This is a genomic window from Anoxybacillus sp. MB8, assembly GCF_011006755.1.
GTDB classification, from domain to species: domain Bacteria; phylum Bacillota; class Bacilli; order Bacillales; family Anoxybacillaceae; genus Anoxybacillus; species Anoxybacillus gonensis.
Window position 1 is genome coordinate 1 of the sequence record NZ_RXXX01000086.1, and the last position, 2,384, is coordinate 2,384.

Genomic DNA, 2,384 nt, shown 5'->3' on the forward strand with positions numbered 1-2,384 from the left:
TAGAAGGGCTATCCCAACGACAAATTGCTCAAAAATTAGGGATTTCAAGAAATACCGTAAGCAAATATCTAAAACAGAATGAGGCTCCAACCGCCATTCATCGGCAGAAAAACTATCATGGAAAGGAGTATTCCGATGAAACAAAGCGAGTCTTACCCATTATTGATCAATGGCTCGAAGACGATCTAAAACGTTGGGGAAAACAACGCCATACCGCTGCCAGAATTTATCGAAGATTGGTCGATGAGTACAATTTCAAAGGATCTGAGTCCAACATCCGTAAGGTTGTAGCCAAACGTAAGAAAAAGCTACAGGAAGTCTTTATTCCCCTTGATTTTCAACTCGGCCACCAATTCCAATTCGACTGGGGAGAGGCGGATATTATTCTACAGGGTCGAACACAACGGATTTACCTCTTTTGTATGCAACTTTCGGCAAGTCGAATGCGATTTGTACGAGCATACCTGCATGAGAAACAGGAGGCTTTCTTAGATGGCTTTGTCCATGCGTTTGAATTCTTTGGAGGAGTACCTACCGAAGGGGTATTTGATAATTTAAAAACGGCTGTAGTAAAAATACTCCAAGGGAGAGATCGTCTCGAACAGGATGCTTTTCTAGCCTTACAAGCCCACTATTTGTTTAAGGCAGAGTTTTGTAATATTCGTTCCGGGAATGAAAAAGGACGAGTGGAAGGGACGGTCGGATACGTAAGAAGAAACGCCTTCGTTCCGCTTCCGGACGTACAATCGCTGGAGGAATTAAACGCTTATCTATTGGACTGGTGTTTGAGAGAGGCGGAAGAAAAAACCGTTCCGTTCACTAAAGAAACGGTTGCGCAAATGTGGGCGAAAGAAAAGGAGTATCTACACCCACTCCCTGAAAAGAAGTTTGAAGCTTGCCGGTTGGTCTCTTGTCAGGTGAATAAGACCTCTTTAATTACAGTGGAGACCAATCAGTATTCTGTCCCTTGTAGTTATGTAGGTCAAGCTGTATGGGCAAAAATGTTTGTCGATCATGTGATCGTTGTGGCTCAAAATCAAGTGATCGCTGAACATCCTCGTTCTTACGAACGAAACCAGATGATCACCAATCTAGATCATTATCTGGAGGCATTATTAAAAAAACCGCGAGCGATTCGGGACGCCCATGCATTTCAATCATCTGACCTTCCGGATGTATTTAGGCGTTTTCATCGAAAAATGAGGGAACAAGAAGGAGCCGCGGGCGACCGTAAATTTATCCGACTCCTTCTCCTTCATCGAGAAATCGGGATGGAAAAATTGACACAAGCATTACGAGAAGCTGAACAAGCGCAGGTCTATCGGTACGAAGTCGTCCATGAAATCATTCAAAGACTGACGAATAACTACTTGCAGGTCCAAGATCTATCTAAGGAGAAAACGCCTGTAAATCTACTAGACTATAAAATTCAAAAGGCAAACGTAGCTCAATACGGACAATTAACGGGAGGTCAGATGAAATGACAACAGAAATCCTTTTAGACCATATCACGAAGCAATTGAGAATGCCTACAATTGCGAAACAATATCGCTCTCTCGCAAGAGAGGCAGAAGAAAGAAATCTACGGTATGAAGACTACTTATTGGCACTATTAGAAGCAGAAGTGCAGGCAAGAGAGGAAAATCAAAGACAGCGAAGGCTCAAACAAGCTGCCTTTCCCATCCACAAAACTTTAGACACCTATGATTTTACTTTCATGCCGAGCTTAAATCGAAATCGATTTCTCACACTCGCAAAAGGTGAGTTTGCAGAGAGAAAAGAGAATATTATTTTTCTAGGGAATAGTGGCACAGGGAAAACCCATTTGGCGATTGGGCTTGGAATCGCCATGATCCAAAATGGCTACAAAACAAAATTCATTACTGCTTCCGAGTTAGTGGAAGAGTTGCTTATTGCTAAAGAAGAGCACAAACTTGGTGCGTTTGAGAAGAAGTGGCTCAAATATGATGTGATCATCGTAGATGAACTGGGATATATCCCCTTTTCCAAAACAGGAGCAGAGCTATTATTTCAGTTCTTTTCCAATCGCTATGAACGTGCAAGTGTCATCATTACAACAAATCTTGAATTTGTAGAATGGACGAACATTTTTGGGGATGAAAAGATGACAGCAGCGTTGCTTGATCGGCTCACTCACCGTTCGCACATTCTTCTTCTAAACGGAGAATCTTATCGATTCCGTCAAAGTATGAAACAGAGGGAAAATGGGGAGTGGTAGCCAGATGCGCGAAGTGTTTGGATGACTTGCCCCTAGGGGCAAGTCATCCAAACACCCACCCTCTCCCATTTATGGGAACTCTGATTCTAAAAGTGGCTCACTTTTGAAGTGATCGCTCTGGCTCAATTTATTATTGACAAAAACA

General features: G+C 42.6%; 2 protein-coding genes. Both read left to right on the forward strand.

Going from position 1 to position 2,384, the window contains the following annotated elements:
* Positions 1-1,484 (forward strand): IS21 family transposase (gene istA / locus EKC99_RS15195; RefSeq protein ID WP_163152640.1); only part of this gene is annotated, 1,484 nt, incomplete at its 5' end.
* Entirely contained in the window at positions 1,481-2,239 is a 759-nt protein-coding gene (gene istB / locus EKC99_RS15200; RefSeq protein WP_163152642.1) for an IS21-like element helper ATPase IstB, read from the forward strand. The genes istA and istB, both read left to right, overlap by 4 nt.
* Positions 2,240-2,384: the final 145 nt, after the last annotated feature.